23 protein-coding genes and 1 riboswitch are annotated in these 19,779 nt (G+C 69.3%); of the genes, 6 read left to right on the forward strand and 17 right to left on the reverse strand.

The window, feature by feature from the left end; all coding sequences use genetic code 11:
- Positions 1–145 precede the first annotated feature (145 nt).
- The 8 genes from OG407_RS09925 to OG407_RS09960 all read right to left on the reverse strand — a co-directional run bounded on the left by OG407_RS09925 (position 146) and on the right by OG407_RS09960 (position 7,797).
- Positions 146–820, reverse strand: a complete 675-nt coding sequence (locus OG407_RS09925; RefSeq protein WP_405856981.1) for an HAD family hydrolase — start codon at positions 818–820, stop codon at positions 146–148.
- 63 nt (positions 821–883) lie between these two features.
- Positions 884–2,212 (reverse strand): hypothetical protein, encoded by a 1,329-nt coding sequence (locus tag OG407_RS09930; protein ID WP_405856983.1) that lies wholly within the window; start codon positions 2,210–2,212, stop codon positions 884–886.
- A complete protein-coding gene (locus OG407_RS09935; protein ID WP_405856984.1) occupies positions 2,209–3,486 on the reverse strand; it encodes an ATP-grasp domain-containing protein in 1,278 nt (425 codons plus the stop codon). The genes OG407_RS09930 and OG407_RS09935 overlap by 4 nt, the downstream gene beginning before the upstream one ends.
- Positions 3,487–3,559: 73 nt before the next feature.
- The gene (gene egtD / locus OG407_RS09940; protein ID WP_405856986.1) at positions 3,560–4,582 is read right to left on the reverse strand and encodes an L-histidine N(alpha)-methyltransferase; all 1,023 of its coding nucleotides are present in this window, start codon (positions 4,580–4,582) and stop codon (positions 3,560–3,562) included.
- Positions 4,579–5,844, reverse strand: coding sequence for an MFS transporter (locus OG407_RS09945; RefSeq protein WP_405856988.1), 1,266 nt, complete (start codon positions 5,842–5,844; stop codon positions 4,579–4,581). Before OG407_RS09945 ends, egtD begins: the two co-directional genes overlap by 4 nt.
- Positions 5,841–6,242 (reverse strand): hypothetical protein, encoded by a 402-nt coding sequence (locus tag OG407_RS09950; protein WP_405856990.1) that lies wholly within the window; start codon positions 6,240–6,242, stop codon positions 5,841–5,843. Before OG407_RS09950 ends, OG407_RS09945 begins: the two co-directional genes overlap by 4 nt.
- On the reverse strand, positions 6,239–6,496 hold the full coding sequence (locus tag OG407_RS09955) for a hypothetical protein (RefSeq protein WP_405856992.1): 258 nt from the start codon (positions 6,494–6,496) through the stop codon (positions 6,239–6,241). The genes OG407_RS09950 and OG407_RS09955 overlap by 4 nt, the downstream gene beginning before the upstream one ends.
- 200 nt (positions 6,497–6,696) lie before the next feature.
- A complete protein-coding gene (locus tag OG407_RS09960) occupies positions 6,697–7,797 on the reverse strand; it encodes an MFS transporter (protein ID WP_405856994.1) in 1,101 nt (366 codons plus the stop codon).
- Positions 7,798–8,187: 390 nt separating this feature from the next.
- Here OG407_RS09960 and OG407_RS09965 point away from each other — a divergent pair, with 390 nt between their 5' ends.
- Positions 8,188–8,907: a lysophospholipid acyltransferase family protein gene (locus OG407_RS09965; protein ID WP_405856995.1), complete on the forward strand. Its 720-nt coding sequence runs from the start codon at positions 8,188–8,190 to the stop codon at positions 8,905–8,907.
- A gap of 108 nt (positions 8,908–9,015) precedes the next feature.
- On the opposite strand, the gene OG407_RS09970 is transcribed toward OG407_RS09965, so the two are convergent.
- The 8 genes from OG407_RS09970 to OG407_RS10005 form a co-directional block, all read right to left on the reverse strand.
- Positions 9,016–10,626: an alpha/beta hydrolase gene (locus OG407_RS09970; RefSeq protein WP_405856997.1), complete on the reverse strand. Its 1,611-nt coding sequence runs from the start codon at positions 10,624–10,626 to the stop codon at positions 9,016–9,018.
- 134 nt (positions 10,627–10,760) lie between these two features.
- On the reverse strand, positions 10,761–11,528 hold the full coding sequence (locus OG407_RS09975; protein WP_405856999.1) for an urease accessory protein UreD: 768 nt from the start codon (positions 11,526–11,528) through the stop codon (positions 10,761–10,763).
- Complete coding sequence (gene ureG / locus OG407_RS09980; protein ID WP_403593670.1) at positions 11,516–12,193, reverse strand: urease accessory protein UreG; 678 nt, start codon at positions 12,191–12,193, stop codon at positions 11,516–11,518. The genes OG407_RS09975 and ureG overlap by 13 nt, the downstream gene beginning before the upstream one ends.
- A gap of 187 nt (positions 12,194–12,380) precedes the next feature.
- Entirely contained in the window at positions 12,381–13,055 is a 675-nt protein-coding gene (locus tag OG407_RS09985; protein WP_405857001.1) for an urease accessory protein UreF, read from the reverse strand.
- Positions 13,055–14,776, reverse strand: a complete 1,722-nt coding sequence (locus OG407_RS09990) for an urease subunit alpha (protein WP_405857003.1) — start codon at positions 14,774–14,776, stop codon at positions 13,055–13,057. Before OG407_RS09990 ends, OG407_RS09985 begins: the two co-directional genes overlap by 1 nt.
- Positions 14,769–15,080 carry an urease subunit beta gene (locus OG407_RS09995; protein ID WP_327405694.1) on the reverse strand — a complete coding sequence of 104 codons (312 nt, stop codon included), beginning with the start codon at positions 15,078–15,080 and terminating at the stop codon, positions 14,769–14,771. The genes OG407_RS09990 and OG407_RS09995 overlap by 8 nt, the downstream gene beginning before the upstream one ends.
- 9 nt (positions 15,081–15,089) lie before the next feature.
- Positions 15,090–15,392 (reverse strand): urease subunit gamma, encoded by a 303-nt coding sequence (locus OG407_RS10000; RefSeq protein ID WP_019059531.1) that lies wholly within the window; start codon positions 15,390–15,392, stop codon positions 15,090–15,092.
- A 203-nt stretch (positions 15,393–15,595) separates the two neighbouring features.
- Positions 15,596–15,883: a type II toxin-antitoxin system Phd/YefM family antitoxin gene (locus OG407_RS10005; RefSeq protein WP_405857005.1), complete on the reverse strand. Its 288-nt coding sequence runs from the start codon at positions 15,881–15,883 to the stop codon at positions 15,596–15,598.
- A 63-nt stretch (positions 15,884–15,946) separates the two neighbouring features.
- On the opposite strand from OG407_RS10005, the gene OG407_RS10010 reads away from it, so the two are divergent.
- From OG407_RS10010 to OG407_RS10020, 3 genes are all read left to right on the forward strand, one after another.
- The gene (locus OG407_RS10010; RefSeq protein WP_405857007.1) at positions 15,947–16,582 is read left to right on the forward strand and encodes an ATP-dependent Clp protease proteolytic subunit; all 636 of its coding nucleotides are present in this window, start codon (positions 15,947–15,949) and stop codon (positions 16,580–16,582) included.
- 7 nt (positions 16,583–16,589) lie between these two features.
- On the forward strand, positions 16,590–16,898 hold the full coding sequence (locus tag OG407_RS10015; RefSeq protein WP_266766684.1) for a hypothetical protein: 309 nt from the start codon (positions 16,590–16,592) through the stop codon (positions 16,896–16,898).
- A gap of 307 nt (positions 16,899–17,205) precedes the next feature.
- A riboswitch (cyclic di-AMP (ydaO/yuaA leader) is annotated at positions 17,206–17,417 on the forward strand.
- Positions 17,418–17,420: 3 nt separating this feature from the next.
- The gene (locus tag OG407_RS10020) at positions 17,421–17,894 is read left to right on the forward strand and encodes a C40 family peptidase (RefSeq protein WP_019059527.1); all 474 of its coding nucleotides are present in this window, start codon (positions 17,421–17,423) and stop codon (positions 17,892–17,894) included.
- Positions 17,895–17,979: 85 nt separating this feature from the next.
- On the opposite strand, the gene OG407_RS10025 is transcribed toward OG407_RS10020, so the two are convergent.
- Positions 17,980–18,438, reverse strand: a complete 459-nt coding sequence (locus OG407_RS10025) for an ATP-binding protein (RefSeq protein ID WP_403593814.1) — start codon at positions 18,436–18,438, stop codon at positions 17,980–17,982.
- A gap of 212 nt (positions 18,439–18,650) precedes the next feature.
- Between OG407_RS10025 and OG407_RS10030 the strand changes: the two genes are divergently transcribed.
- Complete coding sequence (locus OG407_RS10030; protein ID WP_405857010.1) at positions 18,651–19,520, forward strand: helix-turn-helix domain-containing protein; 870 nt, start codon at positions 18,651–18,653, stop codon at positions 19,518–19,520.
- A 9-nt stretch (positions 19,521–19,529) separates the two neighbouring features.
- Complete coding sequence (locus OG407_RS10035) at positions 19,530–19,754, forward strand: DUF397 domain-containing protein (RefSeq protein ID WP_405857012.1); 225 nt, start codon at positions 19,530–19,532, stop codon at positions 19,752–19,754.
- The last annotated feature ends 25 nt before the right edge of the window (positions 19,755–19,779 follow it).

Raw genomic sequence — 19,779 nt, forward strand, 5'->3', positions numbered from 1 at the left:
TCATCCCGAAGGCGCGCGCCTCCCGTCACCGGGATGTCTCTCTCCCTTAGGCTCCAACTCGCAGGTGACATGAACTGTTTCTCGACGTCATGACCGGCTCGCGGGTCTCGCCCCTCGTCTCAAGTCCCCTGGAATTCCGCACTGTTCACATGGCGTGGGCGTACTCCACTGCCAGCGCCGCCGCCTCGGCCAGGGTTTCGGCGACGGGTAGACCGCTGTGCCGGAGAATGTCGCGGTGCGTCAAGCCTCCCGCGTACGGAACAGGCTGAACCCGATTCGCTACCGCGGCCTGGATGTCATCCACGGCATCACCGATGAGAGCGATCGGCCGGTCTCCCACCGTCTGGCGCAGCGCGGAGAGGTGCTTGGCCAGGGGTTGCTTCTTGCTCCTGGCGGAAGGGCCCGTACGTCCGTCGACCCGCAGGAACAAGGAGTCGACACCCAGTTCAGAGATGCGCTGGGTCAGCCCGTTGTGGGCGGCGAGGGAGAGCACGGAATGGGTGCAACCGCTGCGGATCAGCCGCGTAAGGAGATCCTCGGCCCCGGCCAGGAGGCCGACCGGGAGTCGGCGGGAGTGGTAGGTCTCGAATGCCACGCTCGCTCGGGTCCGCTCTCGGTCGGTCAGTGCGCGGCCGAGTATGCCGGCGCACAGGGTGGGTGCCGAGGTGGCGAAGTGGTGTCGGACGGTGTCGAGATCGACGGGTTGTGCGCCCAGGGAGGCCAGGGCTGCGTTCACCGCTGCGACCTGCCGCTGGACATCGTCGGCGAGTGTGCCTCTCCATCCCCATATGAGGTGTGGGCGGTTGAAGTTCCGTGACACCGGCCGTTTCTTCCTCTCTTGATCAGGTGAAGGGGGTTGGTTCCGGTTCTGGAGAAGGGGCCGTCACCGATGTTGGGCCTTGTGAAGGTCTGTCATCAGGACCTGGATGCGGTGGTAGTCCTTCTCGACCGTCCCGGGCACCGTGTGCGCAAGGACGATCTCGCTGGCCTCCCCGCCGGGCACGGTCGGCGCGCTCCTGGAGATGAACGAGCCCGGGTCCACGTCTATGCAGGCTGCTGTGGGCAGTCCGGCCAGGGCTCGCAGCAGTTCCAGTTCCGCCGCACACCCGTGGGGAGCATTGACGTAGATGCGAGCCACCCGACTTCCGCGGGTGTCGTTGCTGTTCCAGCGGGTGGCGGAGGATCCTTGCAGGCTTGCGTCGATGGGGTCGTGGCCGGAGATCTTCCAGACGGTCTCATCGGCATGTGATCGGTTGGTGACAACGTTGGCGGAGAGCAGGACCGGGCCGCGCTCGGGGTCGAACGCGACGTGGCATTGCATCGGGCCCCAGGTCACGGCCAGGGTGTCCAGGGCGCTGAGCGCGTACAGGGTCAGTCGGCGGGCCAGTAGGTCGTGTCGGTGCAGTAGGTCCGCTCGGTCGAGTACCCCTGTCGGAGCGTGGGCGTACGACCAGATGCCGGTAGCAGTGTGCTGAGGACCGTCCGGGTCGAGCCGCGTGACGCTTTCGACCAGGTACTGCCGCCCGTCCACTTGTTCCTGAAGGACGAGGGCGGTGTCCGCGCTGTGACGGTAGGCGGCCTCTTGGAGCTGCGGCCAGGCGGCTGCGATCTGCTGCTTGGTGGAGCACACGACGGGTCCCACGGGCGCTCCGATCGCGGCGGAGGTCAGCTGGTAGGCAGAGGGCTGATGGCAGTCGGTCCAGGCAAGAGCCTCGGCCAGACTGGAGGTGCGGAGAGTGTAAGCCGCGGTGATCCCGGCGTGGCACAGGGTTTCTGCCTGTACGCCGCGGTCTGTTCGTAGGAGTGCCGACCCGGGGATCCCGCTGCCGGGGAGACGGAGTTGCCAGGCGATCCGCTCAGCCAGCTCCACGCCTGCCGGGCTTGCGGCCACCACGGCGTCGACTCCGGCTGTGCGCAGCTTCTTGACGGTGTGGCGGAGGTCGCCGGCGTGCTCGACGACCTCGGTGTACGCCTCTTGCGCCCCAACTCCGCTGTAGGCAGGGGGTCTTGTACCGAAGCCCAGGGTGACCGCGACCGCGTCCCGTCCCCGGCGCTTCAGTGCGTCGGCGTAACCGGAGCCGGCTTGCGGGGCGATGACCGCGACAGCCGTCGTCCCCGCCGCTCGGGGTGGCGTTGCCGGTGCTGCAGCACGTGCGTTGGCTATTGGGCAGCCTCCAGCGGAGATCGGAACATGTGCGGGAGTACGGCTCACCGTGTGCAACTCGTTGTGTGTGCGGGGCGGTTGATGCGAGCCGTGAGGTGGTTGGCGACCAGGTCCAGGCGTTTCGCGCACTCTGCGGCCGTGGAGCCGGTGACGACCCAGTGGGCGAGGCGGTCGTCGATGCTGGCGTGCGGTGGCGCGGCAACCTGCGTACCGACGTCGCGCGTCCAGACAAGCCGTTCCAGCCACAGCTGGTCGCGTACAGAACCGAGCACGTCGAGCCGCTGGATGTTGCCGGCGTGCTGGGGGTAGAGGAAGCCGATCGCGGCGGCCTCCGCGCGGGTCGGGGCCAGGTCGGGCTTTTCGCCGGCGGCGAGGGCTGCCAGTGCCTGGGGCAGGTTGACGCCGGTCGCCCGCTCGACGAGAAGCGGGATGAGGTCTCCCGCGGGCCGGCCGTTGACCTCGATCACCCGGGGACCGGTCGCCGTCAGCCGCAGTTCGACGTGCAGCACGCCCCAGGTCAGTCCGAGAGCCTGGACTGCCGCGGTCACGACGTCGGCGAGGACGGGGTCGGTGAGTAGTGGGTCCCCTGCATCTACGATGTGGGCGATCTCCTGGAACTGTGGTTCGGGGCCGAGGGTCTTGCGGGTGACCGCGACGATCTGCACCTGCTCGGGGCCGAGGACGACGGTCTCCGCACTGATTTCGGGTCCGCGTAGGTACTCCTCGACCAGGACGCCGGGCACGGACCAGTCCTCCAGTCCCAGGACGCTGTCGACCAAGGCACGGTGGAACGCCGCGCGTACATCCCCGTCGCTGTCGGCCCGCAGGACCCCCGCGCTTCCCGCCCGGCCTCGCGGCTTGACGATCACGGGGTATCCCAGCCCACGGCCGATCTCCACCGCTTGGTCGGCGTCCTCCGCCAGATAGGAGCGCGCCGAGGGAACATAGTGCTCGGACAGGAGGCGCCTCGTGATGGCCTTGTCACGGCAGGCGGTAGCCGACGCCGGGGAGTTGCCCGGAAGACCGAGGTGGTGGGTGATCCTGGCCGTGAGTTCGACGAAGTGCTCCATGTAGGTGGTCACGCCGACCGCGCCGAACTCGATGACCGCATCCCGTATGAAGGCCTCCGCAGCCTCGGGGTCACGCAGGTCAACGGCTGCCTCGGCGGCCACGTAGGGGTGGGCCCACTTGGGCGGGTCCTGGTCCACGAGCACCACAGGGCGGGCGCGAGCGATCTGGCGCAGGAGAAACTCTCGGTATTCGGGCGCTCCGGCGCCCAAGAGCAGAATCGGGCGGGACCCCGGGGAATTGTGGTAGCTCATGCCGAGTCTCCAGTGTCGTGGGAAAGAAAAGGGCGGCGTACGGACTCCGGCTTCGATTGCGTCGGCGACGGGTTCATGACGAGCTGTCATGGGCCCAAAGCCGGCGCGACGTGTCCAGTTGGGCCGCGGTCGGTGGGGCAGATGGTCGGGCGAGCGCGAGGCCGTAGAGCGGTCCGGCGGTCCACCAGCGCATCAACTCCATTCCCCGCAGGGCGAGTTCGCGGCGGAGGACCGGTTCGCGGAACTTGGCCGACACTTCGGTCCGTAGCTCCTCGCCCGCTGCGAAGTCGACGGTCAGGCCGATTGCGGGGATCTTGACGGTCTGGTTCGTGCGGGCGCGCAGCCGCATCTCGATCCGCTCGTTGGCCGCGTTCCACCGGACTACGTGCTCGAAGGCGTCGAGATCGAAATCGGCGTTCAGTGCGCGGTTGATCACGCTGAGGACGTTCTTGTTGAACGCCGCCGTCACGCCGGTGGCGTCGTCGTAGGCGGCGATGAGTGCCTGCTCGTCCTTGACGAGGTCGATGCCGAGCAGGAGGGCGTCGCCGGGCGCGAGCAAGGACTGTATGGAGGACAGGAACGTGGCGCGTTCGCGGGGCAGGAGGTTGCCGATCGTGCTTCCCAGGAAGGCGAAGAGCCGTGGCCCGGGTGTGCCGGGCAGGGCCAGGCCGGTGGTGAAGTCGGCAATCAGGGCATGGACGTTGAGGCCGGGACGGTGCTCGACCAGCGTGTGTCCCGCCTGGGTGAGGGCGCTCGCGCTGACGTCGACCGGCACGTAGGTGTGCAGGTGGGGCATGGCGTCCAGCAAGTGCCGCGTCTTCTCGGAGGAGCCGGAGCCCAGTTCGATCAGGGTACGCGCGCCGGTTGCGGCGGCGATGTCGGCGGAGTGGGCGATCAACAATTCGCGTTCGGCGCGCGCGGGGTAGTACTCGGCCAGGTCGTTGATCTTCTCGAACAATTCGCTGCCGTGTGCGTCGTAGAACCACTTGGGCGGCAGTGTTTTCGGGGTGCGGGTGAGGCCGCGCAGGACGTCGGCGCGCAGGGCGGCATCGGTGGCCTCCTCGGGCAGGGTGCGGGTGATCAGGAATGGGCTCACCGTTGGGGCTCCTTTTCCGCTTCGAGATCAGAGGTGAGAGGCAGGGAGTGCGGGCGCGCCGGGGTGAGGCGCCGTCGGGTGGTGGCGAGGATCAGTGCCGCGGCAGCTGCTCCGGCCGAGAGGAGGAGCTGGGTGTGGGTGAGGCCTGCCGCGGCGGTGCCGATCGCGCACCCGATGTCGAGGAAGGCGACCAGCAGGGCGTGGGCCTGGGTGGCGTGCCCCGGTGGGGCGAAGGTGCTGGTGGTGACGAAGCCAGCGCTGAGCAGGGGGGCCATGGCCAGCCCGGGGATCACTGCGCAGGACAGAACGGTTGCGGGGCTTCCTGCAACGGTCAGGGGGATCCAGCCGGCTACGAATCCGGCGGACAGGATGATCAAGTGGTCGGCGGTGGTGCCCCGCCAGGTTCGGGCGCCGTAGACGAGGCCGCCCAGGAAGGCGCCGCAGGACAGGGCTGCGGGCAGGCCTCCGGAGAGTCCGGGGGCACCGAACCGATCGGCCGCCTCCACGGCCAGGGGCGTAAGAGCCCCGATGGTGACTCCGACACACGCCATCGCCACGTACAGCGCCCGAAGGGGCCGCGAGTGGATCGGCCCGCGCCAATTGCGCTGTGTGGGCGCGGAGTTGGCGCCATGCTCACCGGAGGCCGGGGTGCTCACGAACAGGGCGGCGCCCAGGGCGCCGACGGCCGCAGTGGCCACGAGCGCCCAGGAGGCAGACGTCGCCGTGACGATCGCGGCCACCAGCAGCGGGCCGAGGACGTACACGATCTCCTGGGTCCCGGAGTCCAGGGCCAGCGCCACCCGTTGATGGGCGGGCGACGGCATCATCCCCCACGCGCCCCACAGGGTTCTGAGCGCTGCGTCCAGCGGGGGCCGGGCTGCTCCCGCAACCGTCACGGTGGCGGCTGTCCACCGGACCTCCCCGGGGCAGGCAGCCATGGTGACGAAGGCCGCGCTGCTCAGGGCAGCACCCGCGGTGAGCACGTGCCGCTGGCCGTAGCGATCGACCAGGCGCGCGCTGAGAGGGCCTCCGACGGCGTTGGCCACCAGGTACACCGCGGCAAACAGGCCAGTTGGCGTTCCGCCCTCGCCACCGTGATCGGTGCGCAGGAGGATCGCCAGCGGGGCCATCCCGGTGGGCAGTCGCCCGATGAGCGACCCGCCCAGAAGCTGTGCCGCGTAGGGCACACGCAGGATGTCGCGGTACCCGACCACGGGGACCGATCTGCCGGCGGACGTCCGCGTGCCGTCGAGCAGGGTCATGGCCGGCGTGCCGGGGCGTAGGCAGTGGGTGAGAGGGGCGCCGTGGCAGCGGGATGGAAGGCCGGCTCCCATCCGGAGGTGTTCTGCCACGCGCTGTGGGCCAGGCAACGCAGCGCCCAGCCCATCGCGTCGGCCTCCGCGTCGGCGTGGTCGAGGTGGCTGGACGCGGCGAGTTCGCGTTTGTGGTGCCACTCGGTGTACAGGTCGAGTACTCCCGCCGCGAGCTTTCTCTCGGCGAGGCAGCCGGTCGCCTCCACGTCGGCGAGTCGCTGGGCGAGGAAGTGCGTGAAGCGCGCGTCGCGCTCGCACAGCCATCCGTCGTCGTGGAGTGTGGCGGTGAACCGAAGGTTCGTCAGGGGGTGTCCGCCGGCCCGGCTCGTCCGGTGCGGCGCGCTCATCGCGAAGCCACCATCCGGTACTCGACGCCGAGAACCTTCGCCTCGCCCTGTGCGTCGATCTCTTCGTAGTGGTCGACGATCCTGGCCGCTCCGGTGCGCGTGACCGCTCCGGTGGGGGTCAGGCTCGCGGTCGTTGCGGGGGCATCGGCCTTGTCTGGGTCCGAGCCGCATGCCGTGAGGGTGGCGGCCGTGCTGGCGCTGACGGCGAGCAGGGTCAGATGGTGCTGGCGCCGGGATCCGGGCGTGTGTCGCATCGTGCGGTGTTCTCCTTGTCTGGCGGTGGGATGTGACGGCAGGTGTGCCTGGCCCGTCCTGTTCGCCGCGGTGCAGGGCGCCAATGCGTTCACGGCAGACCTGTGGCGGCGAGGGGGGCTCGGACGATCGGCCCGTGGCTCATGACGAGCCGCGAGGTGGTGGCGTGGGCCGGCGCCGTGCTCGGCGGTCGCGATGTCCGTCATGCGCACGCCCGTGATGGGCGGTGAAGGAGCGCGGCCAACGGAAGACAGAGGGCCGCGCCGAGCAGTCCGGTCGTCAGGAGTGTCAGGGCGACAAGGTGGTGGCCGCCGTGGGCCAGGGCCCATCCGCCGAGGGCGGGAGCGCAGAGAACTGCGGTCGCGAGCGTGGTGCCCCAGAGGCCCGCGTACACGCCCCGGCTCGTCGGCGGCGTGATCCTGTTGAGGATGTCGGTCGCGGCGACGAAGGCAACGATCTCTCCCGGCACGGACAGCGCTGCGGCGGCGCTGTAGCCGGCCGCCGAGGAGACCAGTCCTGCGGAGCCCATGCCCGCGCCGAGGATGATCCCACTCATGCCGAGCAGGCCCACCATGGGGGCGGGGCGCTTGGCTCGGCGTGCGAGCCAGGGGTTGAGGAGGGGGGACAGCCCGATCACCGCGGCGGCGCTGGCGGCCTGGGTCCACCCGTAGGCCGTGGGCGGGAGACCGTCCTGGGCCATCATCATCGGGAGCACGGAGAACAGGGCAGCGACCGGGACCAAGGTCAGAAGGCTGGCCAGCCACAGGAGCCACAGCAGGGGGTCGGTGAAGGCCTCCCGGTGTCCTTTTCGCCCGAGGACCTGTGCCGGGGCGGACGGCGGGAGGACCCGCAGGACGACGACGGCGAAGACGGCACACACCAGTGCGTTGCACCAGAACAGCACCGGGATACCGACCGGCTCAGCCAGGGCCCCGCCGACAAGGCCGGTGGTCGCGGCCCCCAGGTTGACGGCGAAGTGCCGCCAGCCCGTAATGCGTGCGCGACCCGATCCGTCCGGGACGGTGTCGGCGACGACCGCGGTCAGGATCGGGCGTGGTGCGTCGTAGACGAGACCGGAGAGAGCAGCCGCAATACCGAGGGCCATCGGGGTGCGGGCCTCGGCGAGCAGAGGAAATCCCGCTGCGGCCACCGCCATGGCACCCGCGAGAGTGGCCCGGCGGCCGATCCGGTCCGCCAGCCAGCCGCAGAGCAGTTGGCCGGCGAACCAGCCGGCGCCCCACAACGCCAGGACAGTGCTCACCGCCGACGTGTCCAGGTGCAGCTCGTCCAGGCGGTAGGGCAAGTCTATACGACGCGTCTCGGCGCCTCGGGCGAGTTCGACCCCAAGACCGTACAGGCGCTCTCCCGTCACGCAAACTTCAACGAGACGTGGGACACCTACGCGCACCCTCCGGTAGCTGTCCAGGGCGTCAAGGTCAACACCTTCGGATCCATCTTCGCTCCCCTGACCGCCGGCCCGCCGGAGTAACGTTCGCCAGGTCACGGGGACTTGACCCGACCCGGCCCTGTTGTGCAAGACTCGTTTTCAGTTCGAGGCTACCCATCGTGGCGTGGGAGGGCACCGGTCCGTGGAACGGCCGATGCACTCGATTCGACCCCGATTCGACCCCGTGAGTACGGGCAGATTTGAATTATTGCTCTGACCAGGGAAGACAGGGTGTGGAGGAAGTCAATGTTCTACTTCCTCCTGAAATACGTCATTCTGGGGCCGTTGCTCAGGCTGGTCTTCAGGCCCCGAATAGAGGGCCTGGACAACATCCCGGAGTCGGGCGCGGCGATCATCGCGGGCAACCACCTCTCCTTCGCCGACCACTTCCTGATGCCGGCGGTCCTCAAGCGCCGCATCACCTTCCTGGCCAAGGCCGAGTACTTCACCGGCCCCGGCATCAGGGGCCGCCTCACCGCGACCTTCTTCCGCAGCGCGGGCCAGATCCCGGTCGACCGCTCCGGCAAGGAGGCGGGCCAGGCCGCGATCCGCGAGGGCCTCGGCGTCCTGAGCAAGGACGAGCTGCTCGGCATCTACCCGGAGGGCACCCGCTCCCACGACGGCCGCCTCTACAAGGGCAAGGTCGGCGTAGCGGTCATGGCCCTGACGGCCCAGGTCCCCGTCATCCCCTGCGCGATGATCGGCACCTTCGAGGCCCAGCCGCCCGGCAAGGTCATCCCCAAGGTCCACCCCGTGACGATCCGCTTCGGCAAGCCCCTCGACTTCTCCCGCTACGAAGGCATGGAGAACGAGAAGGCGATCCTGCGCGCCATCACCGACGAGATCATGTACGCGATCCTCATGCTCTCCGAGCAGGAGTACGTCGACCAGTACGCGGCGGTCGCCAAGGCGGAAGAGGCGGCCGCGGCGAAGGAACGCAAGTTCCCGCGCCTGCCGCTGAGTTGAGACCCCGGGAACCTTGAGTCGATGTGCGTGAGGGGCGGCCGGTTCTGAACCGGCCGCCCCTCACCACGTACAACTACTTTCTACGACGTGCTACTTACGACGTGCCGCTTACGGCACCGGCGTCGCGTGCGGGGTGCACGTGAAGTCGGCGGCGTCGAGCTTGCCGGTCAACAGGTAGGCGTCGACACGGGAGTTGATGCAGGGGTTGACCAGACCGGTCACACCGTGCGAACCGGCGTCCTTCTCGGTGATGAGCCGGGAGCCCTTGAAGCGCTTGTGCAGGTCGACGGCGCCGGCGTACGGCGTGGCGGCGTCGCGCTGCGACTGCACGATGAGGACGGGCGGCAAGCCCTTGCCGGTCTTGACCTCGACCGGGGACTGCTGCTTGACCGGCCACGTGGCGCACGGCAGGTTCATCCAGGCGTTGGCCCACGTCAGGAACGGGTACTGCTTGTTGAGCGCCGTGTTGTCCTTGTCCCACTTCGCCCAGCTGGTCGGCCACTTGGCGTCGGTGCACTCGACGGCCGTGTAGACGGCGTTGCCGTTCTCCGAGGAGATGTTGCCCGCGGTGTCCGACAGGTCGGGCGAGGCCGCGTCGATCAGCGGCTGGGGGTCACCGGCGACGTACTTGCTGAACGCGGTGGCGACCGGCACCCACGAGGAGTCGTAGTACGGGGCACCCTGGAAGAAGCCGAGCAGCTCGGCCGGACCGACGACCCCGCCGAGGGGGTTCTTCTTGGCGGTGGCGCGCAGTTCGAGCCACTTGGCCTGGACGGCGGCGCGCGTGGTGCCGAGGTGGAAGGCCGCGTCGTTCTTGGCGACCCAGTCCTCCCAGTCCTTCCAGCGGCCCTCGAAGGCGACGTCCTGGCCCAGGTTGGCCTCGTACCAGATGTTGTCCTGCGCCGGGTTGACGACGCTGTCGACGATCATGCGGCGGAGGTGGGACGGGAACAGGGTGCCGTAGACCGCGCCGAGGTAGGTGCCGTAGGAGACGCCCAGGTAGTTGAGCTTCTTCTCGCCGAGGGCGGCGCGGATGACGTCGAGGTCGCGCGCGGTGTTCGGCGTGGTCATCTGCGCGAGCATGGTGCGGCCGGTGCGCTCGGCACAGCCGTCGGCGTACTCACGGGCCAGCTTGCGCTGGGCGTTCTTGTCGGCGGTGCTGTCCGGTACCGGGTCCGCCTTGGGCGCCTTCACGAACTCCTGCGGATCGATGCAGGAGATGGGCGCCGAGTGGCCGACACCGCGCGGGTCGAAGCCCACGAAGTCGTACGCCTTGGACGTGTTGACCCACAGCGGGTTCTTGGTGGTGACCCGGAGCGGGAAGCGCATGCCGGAACCACCGGGACCGCCGGGGTTGTAGACGAGCGCGCCCTGGCGCTCCGCCGCGGTCCCGGTGCTGACCGCACGGTCGACGGCGAGCTTGATCTTCTTGCCGTTCGGCTTGGTGTAATCGATCGGCACGGTGACCCACCCGCACTGGACCGGCTTGGCGAATCCCCAGTCGGTGGGGCAGTCCTGCCAGTTGATCCCGGCCTTGGCGGCGCGGGCGGCGGTGAGCGCGGCGCCCTGGGCGGCGGCGCGGTCCTGCCCGTGTCCTGCCGTCTGGCCGGTCTGCGCGTTGGCCGCGGGTGCCACCACGGCACCGGCTATCAGTGCCGCCGCCGCGAACCCGGCCGAACCGAACGCCAGCACCCGGCTCTTCGGTCTGTTGTGCCTCAAGTGGGCCCCTCCCCGTACATCGTTGCGAAATGGTCTCGGAGGATCCTCGCGGCTGTGAGCCACCTGAGAACAGGGTCTGTTGACCTTCTTTACCAATCCGATAAGCGGAAACACCCGTACCGCTCAGCGGATACTCACCCGAGGATCGACATCGCCTCGTCCAGCACCCGCCGCAGCCGCAGCGCGTCGGAGGCGATCGCACTCACCAGCACAGCGGGCCCGGCGAGCGGCACGAGGCTCGCACACTCCCCCAGCATGCGCGCCGCGACCGGCTTCCGGGTGAACTCCGGCCGTACGACGAGGAGTTGCCCCACAGCGCGATGTCCTCCGAGCACGGCGGGCCCGTCCCAACCGCCGGGTGCTCCGGGGCCGCAGGCCAACTCCTGGTCCAGGACGGTCCGTCCGGCGATACGCAGCGTGAGCCGACTGGTGAGCCGCCCGGGCTCCTCCCCGACCCGCCCGAGCACCTGCTCCTCGCGCAGCACGAGCCGAGCGGAGTCGGCAAGGTCAACGCGCGTCGCAACCCGCAAGTCACTACCGCGCACGGAGATCAACTGCTCGGGCAACCAGTGCAGTTCACCGTCCTCGGCGACGCTGAGCCGAACGTCGTACCGGGAATCCCCCTTCGCCTGCCCGGGCAGCGCGATGGTGGCGGCAGCGGACCCGACCCGCAACCGGGCCCCACGCTCGACGCCCGCCTCGACGGCGAAGTGATCCCCGCCGAGCGGCCCGCTCATGGCCCCGACGAGCATGACCTGAGCCTCGGCCCCGCTCCCCCGGGTCCGCCGCAAGGCAAGCGGCCCGTCCCCTTCCAGCACGGGCAGCGCGGTACCGCCCCGCCCGTCCTCCCGGGCCACGATCCGCGCGGTGGCCCGCACCCCGCTCACGATCACGCGACCCACGCGGCAAGCCGCTCCCGCACCCAGCCGGCGACGTCGGCAACCCCGGCCTCGCTCCTCAACGACTGGAAGACAACGGGCAGTTCGGCCCGCTGAGCCTTGGCATCGGCAGCCATCCGCCCGAGATCGGACCCGACGTAGGGCGCGAGGTCGGTCTTGTTGACGACGAGCAGATCGGCGGTGGTGACACCGGGCCCGCCCTTGCGCGGAATGTCGTCCCCGCCGGCCACGTCGATGACGAAGATCTGCGCGTCGACAAGCCCCTTGGAGAAGGTGGCGGTGAGATTGTCCCCACCCGACTCGACCAGGATCAGGTCCAGCGGCCCGACCTCGTCCTCCAGATCCTCGACAGCTTCGAGGTTGGCGGAAATATCGTCCCGAATAGCGGTGTGCGGACACGCCCCGGTCTCCACGGCGGTGATCCGCTCGGGCGGCAACACGGCCTCCCGCAGCAGGAATTCGGCGTCCTCGCGGGTGTAGATGTCGTTGGTGACGACAGCGAGCGAGAGTTCGTCGCGCAGGGTCCGGCAGAGCGCGGCGACGGTGGCGGTCTTGCCCGATCCGACAGGCCCACCGAGCCCGATGCGCAGGGCACGGCGAGTGCCGTCGGCACGACGAGCGTCGGCACTGACGGCGGCGGGGCCGTCGTGGGTGTGGTCGAGGTGCATGGGGCGGCTCCTTCTGGTTTCCTACGGGTCCTTGTCGGCGAGGGGGGACCAATCAGCCCGTCCGGCGTTTGAGGACGAGGCCGTTCAGGCCGATCGGGGGTTCAGGGGGCGGAGCCCCCTGACGGGGTCGAAGGGGCGGAGCCCCTGGGAATGGGACGGGTAGGGGCGGCGGGGGCGAGAAAACCCCCTACGACGCGAACAACCGCACAGCCCAAGCCGCATGCGCCTCCGCCCCGATCTCCAGCAAGGGCGCAGAAACACACGGCAGCACGTCGACCCCCGCGTCGAGCACACCCCGGGCCGCCTCCACCGCCCGATCGACGACTAGGTCCAACTCCGGCGCCAACCGTGCCAGTACAGCCGTGGCGTCGAAGGGATTCAGGCTCAGCAACCGCACCGTCGCGGACGCCGGCCCACTCACACTCTCGTAGGCCGCGCAGTACGCCGCGTCCTCCGGACCCAGCCCGGCCGACCGAGCCACCAGCCCCAACACCACCGGCTGATGCGCTCCCTTGGGGAACTCCCTTGCCAGGGCGTCGAGTTCGGCGGACGGCCAGGTGGCCCGGGCGGCCCGCATCAACTGCCGCCCCAGCTTCCGCGAGGCCAGTCGCAACGCGGGCGACGGGGTCCGCGCATCCGCAGCGAGGTCCAACTCCCCGGGATCGGCGCCGAGTACGGCCGCGGCGGCCAACGCGGCGGACACAAGCCCGGCCGTGTGCAACCGCCCCCGGCAGAACTCGCCAAGGCTCGCAGCCCCGGTGACGCGCCCGGCCTTGACGGCGGCCTCCGCCCCGCCGGAGTGCGCGTGCCCCCCGGCGGGAAAGCGGCCGTCGGCCAGCACCAGCAGTGCTCCCCTGGACATCAGAAGAGGAAGTACCGCTGAGCCATGGGCAGTTCCGCCGCTGGAGTCGCCTCGACCAACTCCCCGTCGATGTGCACGGCGAAGCTGTCGGGATCGACCTGGACGCGAGGCCGGGCGTCGTTCTCCCGCATGTCGGCCTTGGTGACCCCCCGCGTGGACTCGATGGCGACGAACTTCTTCCCGAGATCGAGCCGCTCGGGAAGCCCGTCCTCGATCGCCAACTGGGCGACGAAGTTGAAGGAGTTGGCGGCCGGCGCCCGTCCGATCGCCCCGAACATCGGCCGGGGCAGGATGGGTTGAGGGGTGGGGATGGACGCGTTGGCGTCGCCCATCTGCGCGTACGCGATCTGTCCGCCCTTGATGACGAGGTGCGGCTTGACGCCGAAGAACGGCGGCTCCCACAGCACGAGGTCGGCGAGCTTGCCGGTCTCGACGGAGCCGATCTCGCGGGCGAGGCCCTGCGCGAGGGCGGGGTTGATCGTGTACTTGGCGACATAACGCCGTACGCGATGGTTGTCGGCACGGCCGTCTCCCGGCAGCGCACCCCGCCGCCGCTTCATCACGTGCGCCGTCTGCCAGGTCCGCAGGATCACCTCGCCCACGCGCCCCATCGCCTGCGCGTCGGAGGAGATGATCGAGATGGCGCCGAGGTCGTGGAGGATGTCCTCCGCGCCGATCGTCGACGGGCGGATGCGGGACTCGGCGAACGCCAGGTCCTCGGGCACCGCCGGGTTGAGGTGGTGGCAGACCATCAGCATGTCGAGGTGTTCCTCGGCGGTGTTGACGGTGTAGGGCCGGGTCGGGTTGGTGGAGCTGGGCAGCACGTGCGGCTCGGAGACCACGGTCATGATGTCCGGCGCGTGCCCGCCGCCCGCACCCTCGGTGTGGTACGCGTGGATGCCGCGTCCGGCGATCGCGGCGAGGGTGTCGCCGACGAACCCGGCCTCGTTCAACGTGTCGGTGTGGATGGCGACTTGGACGCCCGTACGGTCGGCGACGGTGAGCGAGGCGTCGATGACGGCGGGAGTCGAGCCCCAGTCCTCATGCAGCTTCAGTCCCAGCGCTCCCCCTCGGATCTGGGACATCATCGCGTCGTGCGAGACGGTGTTGCCCTTGCCGAGGAAGCCGATGTTGAGCGGGTACTGCTCCATCGCCGCCATCATCCGGGCCAGATGCCAGGGGCCGGGGGTGACCGTGGTCGCCTTGGAGCCCTCGGCCGGTCCGGTGCCGCCGCCGACCAGCGTGGTGACCCCGGCGGAGAGCGCCTCGTCGGCGATCTGCGGGCAGATGAAGTGGACGTGCGCGTCGACGGCACCGGCGGTGAGGATGCGTCCGTTGCCGGCGATGACCTCGGTCTCGGGGCCGATCACCAGGTCGGGGTGGATGCCGTCCATGGTGTCGGGGTTGCCGGCCTTGCCGATGCCGGTGATGCGGCCGTCGCGGATGCCGACGTCGGCCTTGACGATGCCCCAGTGGTCGATGATCACGGCGCCGGTGATGACGGTGTCGGGGGTGCCCTCCGCACGCGTGGCACGCGCCTGGCCCATGGACTCGCGGATGACCTTGCCGCCGCCGAACACGGCCTCGTCACCGGCGAGTCCGGGACCGCCGCTGCGGTCCTCCTCGATCTCGATCAGCAGATCGGTGTCGGCGAGCCGGATGCGGTCGCCGGTGGTCGGCCCGAACAGGTCCGCGTACGCGGCGCGGGAGATCTCAGGCATCGAGGGCACCTCCGGTCTCCCCGCGCAGTCCGGGCACGATCCGGGCGCCCGCGAGGGGGACGAGTTCGACGTCGACGGGGATGCCCGGCTCGAAGCGCACGGCCGTACCGGCGGCGACGTTGAGCCGCTGCCCGCGCGCGGCCACGCGGTCGAACTCAAGGCCGGGGTTGGCCTCGGCGAAGTGGTAGTGGGAGCCGACCTGGACGGGCCGGTCGGCGGCGTTGAGGACGGTCATCCGTGTGACCTCGCGGCCCGCGTTGTAGACGATCGGGTCGTCCGCGAACAGGATCTCGCCGGGAATCATCGAGGCCTCCTACACGATCGGGTCGTGGACGGTGACGAGCTTGGTGCCGTCCGGGAAGGTCGCCTCGACCTGTACGTCGTGGATCATCTCGGGGATGCCCACCATGACGTCGTCCCTGGTGAGCAGCTTGCGCCCGGAGGACATCAGCTCGGCGACGGTCCGGCCGTCACGGGCGCCTTCGAGGATGTGCGACGTGATGAGGGCGACGGCCTCGGGGTGGTTCAGCTTCAGACCACGGGCCCGGCGCTTCTCGGCCACGTCGGCCGCCACATGGATGAGCAGCCTCTCTTGCTCGTGCGGGGTCAGTTGCACGTCCCACCTCACAGTCCTCGCTCCGGACCGTGCGGGGTCCGGCTGCCGCAGCCCCCGGGCAAAGTCCCTGGTGGCGTGGATCGGCAGGCTAGTTGGACGGCGTTTCAAGCAAGTTAACCGAGCTGTGATCAGGACAATCACATCTACGCCCGTAGAGCGGCCCCGCACACGACCCCGCACACGACCCCTCGCGCGACCTCCCGCTACGAGGGATTCGAGCCCCGGTGTTCGGCCGCGATACCGAACCGCCGGTGTTCGCGGGGAGCGGACGCGACCTCACGTACACGCGAGACAGAGCTGATCACCTGCTCCTCCGCGACCACGTCGAGCTTGTCGAGTTCTTCGAGTCGCTCCAGGTCCGCGGCGGAGACCAGCGCGACAAGGGGCTTGCCGTGCCGCGTCACGACGACACGCTCCCCGCCGTACACCACCCGGTTGATCAGGTCGGCGAGCTCAGCCCTGGCTTGCGTCACCGGAATCTCGTAGGCCATACCCCCATCATAACGCGATGTACGTCCTGTACATTTCTTACAGATGCCGAAGGAGGGGTACCCATGACCCGACCGTCCGCCCGCCACGTCCTGCCCGAGTTCACCGAGCGCACCAGCGCCGGGCACCGGACCCTCGACCCGTACTCGAAGCTGCTGGAGGAGCGGATCGTGTTCCTCGGGACGCCGATCGACGACATCTCGGCGAACGACGTGATGGCCCAGTTCATGCACCTCGAATACCAGGCACCGGACCGGGACATCTCGCTGTACATCAACTCGCCCGGCGGATCCTTCACCGCGATGTCGGCGATCTACGACACGTTGCGGTTCGTCACGTGTGACGTGGAGACGGTCTGCCTCGGCCAGGCCGGCACCTCCGCGGCCGTGCTGCTGGCGGCGGGCACGCCGGGCAAGCGGTCGGCGCTGCCGGGGGCGCGGGTGGTGATCCACCAGCCCTCGTTCCCCGAGCCGATTCAGGGTCAGGCGAGTGATCTCGCCATCCAGGCCGAGGAGTTGGCGCGCACGCGGGTCCAACTGGAGGAACTGCTCGCCCTGCACACGGGCCGGACGGTGGCGCAGGTGAGCGCGGACATCGAGCGGGACCGGATCATGGATGCCCAACAGGCCCTGGAATACGGGTTGGTGGACCGGATCGTGTCGACCCGCAAGACCTCGCTCACCGAGCCGGGCGGGGAGTGAGCCGACGATGCTGCCGCCGGAACTGCCTCCGCTGCCCGCGCTGACGCGCGCCGAGGGCGAGTTGATCGACCGTTACCTGGATGTGGCCGACCTGCTCGGCCGTATCAACCCGGCGCACGACGGTGACACGTACCGTGGGCTGAGGGCCGCCCAGGCGCTCGTGGCCAAGGCCGCCGAGCTGCGGGACGCGCTGGCGCTGATGCACCAGCGGGGCGAGACCGAGCTGCACGCCCCCACACTCGCGCGGGCGCTGCGCGTGCTGGACGGGGAGCGCCGCACGGCTCGCGTCACCATCCCCGCGCCCTCCGACAGTTGACGGACCCTGAGCCGTCCCGGCCGGGGGCGAAACGAGCCGAACGGCGTACCCCCGATCGGAGTAGTCGCCGCTCCGTCCATACGGCCGTCCGGGTTGCGCAACACGCGTAGCCCGAGGGCCGCATGAAGTGTTCCGATGCTGGTCCGAGGGCCTGGCACCCCTCGACACCCCTTCGAACACGGGGCTGTCCACCCGAACGGGTGAGTGGTGAGTAACCCCACAAATCCCCGGTTCCGTTGGGCTTTTCGGACATTCATAGGTGAAGATCCCTGTCTGACGACAAGACCCCGCCGCAGCGGCGGGGCGATCCGGGCGGACGCCGAGTCCTGCCGCCACCCGGATGACAGGTCGACAGGAGTGCATCGGCAGGAGTGGAGGACCCAAGCACGACGGGTCGCCGGGACGGTCACGCCATGACCGGGTCGAGCAGCCCTTGGGGTGAAGCCGCGTCAGCGGCCGGGCAACTTTGTCAGCCCGAATCCGACAGGTCATCTTTCACAGGCGGCTGACGAAGGGTTGCGCATGACTGCGCTCAATCGTGTCCCGTCGCTGATGGTCAGGGCCGGTACGGCCTCGGCCTTCGCCATCGCCGCCGTGGGCGGCTCCGTCGTGATACCGGGCGTCGCATCCGACGCCGCGGCCGCGACACCCGCGACGAAGGCACTCCAGGTCGCGGCGTCCAAGAAGGGCGCCCCGTACAGGTACGGGGCCACCGGACCGGGCCGCTTCGACTGCTCCGGGCTCACGCTGTACTCGTACAAGAAGGCAGGCAAGAAACTGCCCCGTACGGCGGCCCAGCAGTACAACAAGTCCCACCACATCTCGGCCAAGAGCCGCAAGGCCGGGGACCTCGTCTTCTTCCACTCGGGCTCCAGCGTCTACCACGTCGGCATCTACGCCGGCAAGGGAAAGATCTGGCACGCCCCGAAGACCGGGGACGTGGTGAGGCTGCAGAAGATCTGGACCAAGAGCGTCTGGTACGGCCGGGTCAGCTGACCTGCGCTGAGAACTCCCGTGGGGGTGGCGGTCTCCTGACGGACCGCCACCCCCACGGGTGTCCAGAGGCGTTCGGCACGGTCCTCTACGGCTCCTGCTGGCCCGCCGCGGTCACCGGCCGGGCCGGTACCGTCCAGGGCACCTCGATGGAGACGGTCTTGCCGCCCTCCAGGGTGGGCCGGACCTTGAGTTTGCCGCCGCACTCGGCGGTCAGCCAGCGGATGATCACCATGCCCCGGCCGTTGTCCTGCTGGACGGCGGCCGGCAGGCGTTTCGGGAACCGGGGATGGCTGTCGGTGACCCCGATGCGCAGCCGTTCGTCACGCTCCAGCTCCATGTCCACCGTGAAGGTGGGTGACTGCCCGAAGGTGTGCTGTACGGCGTTGGTGGCGAGTTCGGAGACGATGAGGCGGATGGTGTCGGCGACCTCCGTGTCCGCCGGAAGTCCCCATTCCACCAGGGTCCCGACGACATAGGTGCGGGCGGTGGAGACCGAGGCGGGATCGCTCGGCAGAGTGACGGATGCTTCCAGATGGTCTGCCATGGCGCGGTCGTCCCTTTCCCGCGGGACCGGTGTCCGACACGGAGCGGATGGTTCGAGTACGGTCCCGGACTGGTGCTTCTTCGCCAGACTGCCATTACCGCGTCGGTAACGGTGGCGATCCACCAAGATATGCATATATCTGTCGCTCGAAGCGGTGAACTCTGCGACCCCAGACCGTATTTGGGCGGCTCGGAAGGAGTAAGGAGAAACCCATGCAGTACGGTCCCGCGGTGCGCCGCCGGAAACTGGGCGCGGAACTGCGCGCGTTGCGTGCGGAGGCGGGGCTCACCAGCGGTGAGGCGGCCCGGTTGGTCGGCTGGCACCAGTCGAAGGTGAGCCGCATCGAGACCGGCGCGAGTGGCGTGAAACCGCCCGACGTCCGGTTACTCCTCGACGTCTACCAGGTCGGCGACCCACAACTTCGGGACATGCTCCTCGTGTTGGCCGGCTCCGACGACGGCGGCGGCCGGCACCACTGGTGGCACGCCTATCGCGGTGTACTGCCGCCCGCCTACCGGGACTTCATCAGCCTGGAGTCACAGGCCAGCACGCTCCGCACCCTGGAGACCTCGGTGGTCCCCGGTCTGCTGCAGACCCCCGAGTACGCCCGGGCGGTGACCCGGGCCGCCGTAGGGGGCCCGGACAACGACGGCCCCGAGCGGCTCGACGCGCTGGTACAGGTGCGGCTGGCCCGGCAGGACGTGCTGCGCGCGGATCCGCCGCTGGAGCTGAGCGTGGTCCTCGACGAGGCGGTGCTGCGGCGCGAGGTCGGCGGGCCGGGCGTGATGGCACGTCAGCTGGACCGGCTCGTGGAGGCGGCCAGGCTGCCCCAAGTGAGGCTTCAGGTACTGCCGTTCGCCGCAGGAGCACACATCGGTATCACCGGACCTTTCGTTATCTTCTCCTTTCCGAGCACTTCTGATCTGGACGTGGTTGTTCTAGACCACTTGACGAGTAGCCTCTACCTCGAACGGAAAGAAGACCTAGAGGCCTACAGCGAGGCCTTCAGCACCCTTCAGTTCCACGCCCTTTCGCCCGATGATTCGTCGGATTACATCGCCGGGATAGGTGACGGCGCGTAAGGAGGCACCATGTCTGCACTGCCTCGGAACGTACCTTCCAGTTCTGAACTGTCCGGTGTGCTGTGGCTGCGCAGCAGCCACAGCACGGGAGCGAACAACTGCGTCGAGGCGGCTCGTCCGCGCTCAGGCCCCCGCGCGGGGCTGCTCGCCGTACGCGACTCGAAGGACCCGCAAGGACCCGCCCTGCTCTTCTCCCCCGAGAGCTGGACGGGCTTCCTCGCCACGTTCCACTGATCTGTCCGACCGTCAGCGACGCACG

It is taken from the genome of Streptomyces sp. NBC_01515, from assembly GCF_045040345.1.
In the GTDB taxonomy this organism is placed as follows: Bacteria; Actinomycetota; Actinomycetes; order Streptomycetales; family Streptomycetaceae; genus Streptomyces.